Below are 5,423 nucleotides of genomic sequence, written 5' to 3'. Positions count from 1 at the left end.
GGTGCCACAACATATCAAGTTTTACGCGTCGGCGGTAACCTACTCTCCCACTCCCTCCCGGGAGCAGTACCATCAGCGCGGGCGGGCTTAGCTTCCGGGTTCGGAAAGGGACCGGGCGTTTCCCCGCCGCCATCAACCACCGACACACCCAAAAAGGCATGCACAGCACTGACAAACACAGCGAACATATGCAATTATCTAGCCACCGTCAGCCAACCCACCACCACACACCATGTGGTGGCGATATTGGTGTGCTGTGTCAGCGACTGCACAGTGGACGCGAGCATGACTTCTTACATGCTTCCTTTTACGCGGTGTTACCTACCAACAACAATTGTTTGACGTGTTGGTGTTTATCGGCCAATTAGTACCAGTCACCTCCACGCATCACTACGCTTCCAGATCCGGCCTATCAACCCAGTCGTCTCCTGGGAACCTCAAACGAAACCTCATCTCAAAACAGGCTTCCCGCTTAGATGCTTTCAGCGGTTATCCCTCCCGTACGTAGCCAACCAGCCATGCCCCTGGCGGAACAACTGGCACACTAGAGGTACGTCCGTCCCGGTCCTCTCGTACTAGGGACAGCCTTCTTCAAGTTTCAACGCGCGCGGCGGATAGAGACCGAACTGTCTCACGACGTTCTGAACCCAGCTCGCGTGCCGCTTTAATGGGCGAACAGCCCAACCCTTGGGACCTACTCCAGCCCCAGGATGCGACGAGCCGACATCGAGGTGCCAAACCATCCCGTCGATATGGACTCTTGGGGAAGATCAGCCTGTTATCCCCGGGGTACCTTTTATCCGTTGAGCGACACCACATCCACAAGTAGGTGCCGGATCACTAGTCCCGACTTTCGTCCCTGCTCGACAAGTACGTCTCGCAGTCAAGCTCCCTTGTGCACTTACACTCTAAACACCTGATTGCCAACCAGGCTGAGGGAACCTTTGGGCGCCTCCGTTACATTTTGGGAGGCAACCGCCCCAGTTAAACTACCCACCAGGCACTGTCCCCAACCCAGATCATGGGCCAAGGTTAGATATCCACTACGGTCAGAGTGGTATTTCAACAACGACTCCACACACACTAGCGTGCATGCTTCTAAGTCTCCCACCTATCCTACACAAACCGCACCGAATGCCAATACCAAGCTATAGTGAAGGTCCCGGGGTCTTTTCGTCCTGCCGCGCGAAACGAGCATCTTTACTCGTACTGCAATTTCACCGGGCCTGTGGTTGAGACAGCAGGGGAGTCGTTACGCCATTCGTGCAGGTCGGAACTTACCCGACAAGGAATTTCGCTACCTTAGGATGGTTATAGTTACCACCGCCGTTTACTGGGGCTTAAATTCTCCGCTTCGGGCCCTAAAAGCCCTAACAGGTCCTCTTAACCTTCCAGCACCGGGCAGGCGTCAGTCCGTATACATCAACTTAACCGTCTTCGCACGGACCTGTGTTTTTGATAAACAGTCGCTCCCCTCTCTTCTCTGCGACCCACACCAGCTACCACACGACAAGGTGCTTGACCAGAATGGGTCCCCCTTCTCCCGAAGTTACGGGGGCATTTTGCCGAGTTCCTTAACCACAGTTCACCCGCTCGCCTTAGTATTTTCTACCTGACCACCTGTGTCGGTTATGGGTACGGGCCGTACACACACATCGCTAGAGGCTTTTCTCGGCAGTCCAGGATCACCAACATCACCCACACAAGGGCTACGCATCACGCCTCACACTATTGACAACCGGATTTGACCAATGTTGTCGTGCCACACGCTTGCACCGCAATCCAATAAGCGGCTCGGCTACCTCACTGCGTCACCCCATCACTGACCTACAACGGATCAGGCCCCACGCATCACCACCAACCAACCATCCCAAAGGATGGCAAACGTCGGCAGATCAGGGTGGTTAGTATCACCGCTTCGATACTGGGCGCGCATATACGGGTACGGGAATATCAACCCGTTAACCATCGACTACGCCTGTCGGCCTCGCCTTAGGACCCGACTCACCCTGGGAAGACGAACTTGACCCAGGAACCCTTAGTCATCCGGCGGGCAAGATTCTCACTTGCCATTCGTTACTCATGCCTGCATTCTCACTCGCATGCAGTCCACCGCTCCTTACAGTACGGCTTCACCCCACACACGACGCTCCCCTACCCAAATCCACAAAGGGACTTGCCGCGGCTTCGGCGGTGTGCTTGAGCCCCACTACATTGTCGGCGCGGAACCACTCGACCAGTGAGCTATTACGCACTCTTTCAAGGATGGCTGCTTCTAAGCCAACCTCCTGGCTGTCTTCGCGATCCCACATCCTTTTCCACTTAGCACACCCTTAGGGGCCTTAACCGGCGATCTGGGCTGTTTCCCTCTCGACTATGAAGCTTATCCCCCACAGTCTCACTGCAATGCACCACTTCACCGGCATTCGGAGTTTGGCTGACGTCGCTAAGATGATAGTCCCGCTCAACCAACCAGTAGCTCTACCTCCGGCAAGCTCACATCACGCTGCACCTAAATGCATTTCGGGGAGAACCAGCTATCACGGAGTTTGATTGGCCTTTCACCCCTACCCACAGCTCATCCCCTCAGTTTTCAACCTAAGTGGGTTCGCGCCTCCACAACCTCTTACAGCTGCTTCACACTGGCCATGGGTAGATCACCCCGCTTCGGGTCCAGGACATGCCACTCAACAACACCCTATTCGGATTCGCTTTCGCTACGACTACCCCACACAACGGGTTAACCTCGCGACATGCCGCTGACTCGCAGGCTCATTCTTCAAAAGGCACGCCATCACACACTTAACGGTGCTCTGACGGATTGTAAGCGCATGGTTTCAGGAACTCTTTCACTCCCCTCCCGGGGTACTTTTCACCATTCCCTCACGGTACTTAATCCACTATCGGTCACACTGAGTATTTAGGCTTACCGGGTGGTCCCGGCAGATTCACAGCAGATTCCACGAGCCCGCTGCTACTCGGGGACATGCACCACACAACCACACATGCCTTCACGTACGGGACTCATCACCCTCTCCGGCGCACCATCCCAGATGCTTCCACTGACACGCGCGAATCATGCCTGCAGGTGGCAGCCTGCACACGCACACACCCCACAACACCGCACACGCAACCCCTGCCAGGTATCACACGCACACGGTTTAGCCTCATCCGCTATCGCTCGCCACTACACACGGAATCACAAATTGTTTTCTTCTCCTACGGGTACTGAGATGTTTCACTTCCCCGCGTCAACCCCCACACAGACTATGCATTCACCTGCGGGTAACACCACACAACCGGTGCTGGGTTTCCCCATTCGGACATCCTCGGATCAACGCTTTGTTGGCAACTCCCCGAGGCATAACGCAGCCTCACACGTCCTTCATCGGCTCAGCATGCCAAGGCATCCACCATACGCCCGTAACAAAACACACGGACACACAAACAATCAAGGTAAATAACACCAAAACACAAAAAAGAAAGATACTCGCGTCCACTATACAGTTCTCACACAACACAACCCCCACATGAAACCAAGCGGCAATGACCGCCGCCGGCTCACGAGAAAGGGCCCAACAAGGACACACAATAACCTGTGCTGCCCCAGACACCCAACAGTGCACCAATGCATTACATCTTCTGTCACGCGCAGGCGTGTGTATCACCCACCCAACACCACACAGTCAACACCCACCACTTAGCAGTACACCGCATGATCACCGACGATCATGCACCAACCACCACACGGTGCGCGTCCACCCGGCAAACATATTTCATGGCAGTCGCACACTCGGCGACATCAACCACACAAAAAACAAGCTCACAACTGTGAGCCGAAAAAACTCCTTAGAAAGGAGGTGATCCAGCCGCACCTTCCGGTACGGCTACCTTGTTACGACTTCGTCCCAATCGCCGATCCCACCTTCGACAGCTCCCTGTAACAGGCCACTGGCTTCGGGTGTTACCAACTTTCATGACGTGACGGGCGGTGTGTACAAGGCCCGGGAACGTATTCACCGCAGCGTTGCTGATCTGCGATTACTAGCGACTCCGACTTCATGGGGTCGAGTTGCAGACCCCAATCCGAACTACGACCGGCTTTACAGCGATTCGCTCACCCTCACAGGCTCGCATGCGCGTTGTACCGACCATTGTAGCATGTGTGAAGCCCTGGACATAAGGGGCATGATGATTTGACGTCATCCCCACCTTCCTCCGAGTTAACCCCGGCAGTCTCTCACGAGTCCCCACCATCACGTGCTGGCAACATAAGACAAGGGTTGCGCTCGTTGCGGGACTTAACCCAACATCTCACGACACGAGCTGACGACAACCATGCACCACCTGTACACCAACCACAAAGGGAAACCGTATCTCTACGGCGATCTGGTGTATGTCAAGCCCAGGTAAGGTTCTTCGCGTTGCATCGAATTAATCCACATGCTCCGCCGCTTGTGCGGGCCCCCGTCAATTCCTTTGAGTTTTAGCCTTGCGGCCGTACTCCCCAGGCGGGGCGCTTAATGCGTTAGCTACGGCACGAACCCCGTGGAAGGGACTCACACCTAGCGCCCACCGTTTACGGCATGGACTACCAGGGTATCTAATCCTGTTCGCTACCCATGCTTTCGCTCCTCAGCGTCAGTTACTGCCCAGAGACCTGCCTTCGCCATCGGTGTTCCTCCTGATATCTGCGCATTCCACCGCTACACCAGGAATTCCAGTCTCCCCTACAGCACTCAAGTTATGCCCGTATCGCCTGCAGTCCCGCAGTTAAGCTGCGGGCTTACACAAACGACGCGACAAACCACCTACGAGCTCTTTACGCCCAGTAATTCCGGACAACGCTCGCACCCTACGTATTACCGCGGCTGCTGGCACGTAGTTAGCCGGTGCTTCTTCTCCAGGTACCGTCACAAAAACGCTTCGTCCCTAGCGAAAGGAGTTTACAACCCGAAGGCCGTCATCCCCCACGCGGCGTCGCTGCATCAGGCTTGCGCCCATTGTGCAATATTCCCCACTGCTGCCTCCCGTAGGAGTCTGGGCCGTATCTCAGTCCCAATGTGGCCGTACACCCTCTCAGGCCGGCTACCCGTCGACGCCTTGGTAGGCCATTACCCCACCAACAAGCTGATAGGCCGCGAGCTCATCCCACACCGAAAAAACTTTCCACAATGGCATCCAAACCATCGTCCTATCCGGTATTAGACCCAGTTTCCCAGGCTTATCCCGAAGTGCAGGGCAGATCACCCACGTGTTACTCACCCGTTCGCCACTCGAGTACCCAAGCAAGCTTGGGCCTTTCCGTTCGACTTGCATGTGTTAAGCACGCCGCCAGCGTTCATCCTGAGCCAGGATCAAACTCTCCACAAAAGTTTCAGCAAGAAACAAGGCCGTGAAAAGCCCGAAACCCAACCAAAAAC

At 55.3% G+C, this 5,423-nt stretch carries 3 rRNA genes; all 3 read right to left on the bottom strand.

Annotated elements, in window-relative coordinates:
* Positions 1-26: 26 nt before the first annotated feature.
* A 5S ribosomal RNA gene (gene rrf, locus HF989_RS10645) occupies positions 27-144 on the bottom strand.
* A 199-nt stretch (positions 145-343) separates the two neighbouring features.
* Positions 344-3,437, bottom strand: a 23S ribosomal RNA gene (locus tag HF989_RS10640).
* A gap of 416 nt (positions 3,438-3,853) precedes the next feature.
* A 16S ribosomal RNA gene (locus tag HF989_RS10635) occupies positions 3,854-5,373 on the bottom strand.
* The 16S, 23S and 5S rRNA genes sit together here, the layout of an rRNA operon.
* Between the last annotated feature and the right edge of the window lie 50 nt (positions 5,374-5,423).

It is taken from the genome of Corynebacterium mucifaciens (assembly GCF_012396315.1).
GTDB classification, from domain to species: Bacteria; Actinomycetota; Actinomycetes; order Mycobacteriales; family Mycobacteriaceae; genus Corynebacterium; species Corynebacterium mucifaciens.
This window is presented reverse-complemented; position numbering and strand designations above follow the sequence as displayed.